We start from the raw sequence: 1,126 nt of genomic DNA on the forward strand, positions 1-1,126 counted from the left end.
AAGTATAGTAGAACTAGCTGGAAAGTTAGACCGTAGAAGGTAAAAGTCCTGTATACGAAATACTGAGTTGGCGTGAGAGAGCACCTGAGTACGGCGGAACACGAGGAATTCCGTCGGAATCTACCAGGACCATCTGGTAAGGCTAAATACTACCTAGTGACCGATAGTGAACCAGTACCGTGAGGGAAAGGTGAAAAGAACCCCGGGAGGGGAGTGAAAGAGAACCTGAAACCGTGTGCTTACAAGTAGTCAGAGCCCCTTGTGGGTGATGGCGTGCCTTTTGTAGAATGAACCGGCGAGTTACTTTATCATGCGAGGTTAAGTGGAAGACATGGAGCCGAAGCGAAAGCGAGTCTTAATAGGGCGAAATAGTATGATGGAGTAGACCCGAAACCAAGTGATCTACCCATGGCCAGGTTGAAGTTTAGGTAACACTGAATGGAGGACCGAACCAGGACACGTTGAAAAGTGTTTGGATGAGCTGTGGGTAGCGGAGAAATTCCAATCGAACTTGGAAATAGCTGGTTCTCTCCGAAATAGCTTTAGGGCTAGCCTCGTTGTGAGTTTACTGGAGGTAGAGCACTGTTTGGACTAGGGGCCCATCCCGGGTTACCGAATTCAGACAAACTCCGAATGCCAGATAAATATCAACGGGAGTCAGACTGCGGGTGATAAGGTTCGTAGTCGAAAGGGAAACAGCCCAGACCGCCAGCTAAGGTCCCAAATTGTATGTTAAGTGGAAAAGGATGTGATGATGCACAGACAACCAGGATGTTGGCTTAGAAGCAGCCACCATTTAAAGAGTGCGTAATAGCTCACTGGTCGAGTGACATCGCGCCGAAAATGTACCGGGGCTAAACATACAACCGAAGCTGCGGATATAACTAATGTTATATGGTAGGAGAGCGTTCTAACATCGTAGAAGCCGAGCTGTAAGGCGAGGTGGAGAGGTTAGAAGTGAGAATGCCGGTGTGAGTAGCGAAAGATAGGTGAGAATCCTATCCACCGAATGACTAAGGTTTCCAGAGGAAGGCTCGTCCGCTCTGGGTAAGTCGGGACCTAAGGTGAAGCCGAATGGTGAAGCCGATGGACAACAGGTAGAAATTCCTGTACCACCAAATATCGC

1 rRNA gene is annotated in these 1,126 nt (G+C 48.6%); it reads left to right on the plus strand.

From position 1 onward, the window contains the following. Positions 1-1,126 (plus strand): 23S ribosomal RNA (locus ACWOBP_RS08095); the annotation flags it as partial.

It is taken from the genome of Gemella parahaemolysans (assembly GCF_053758945.1).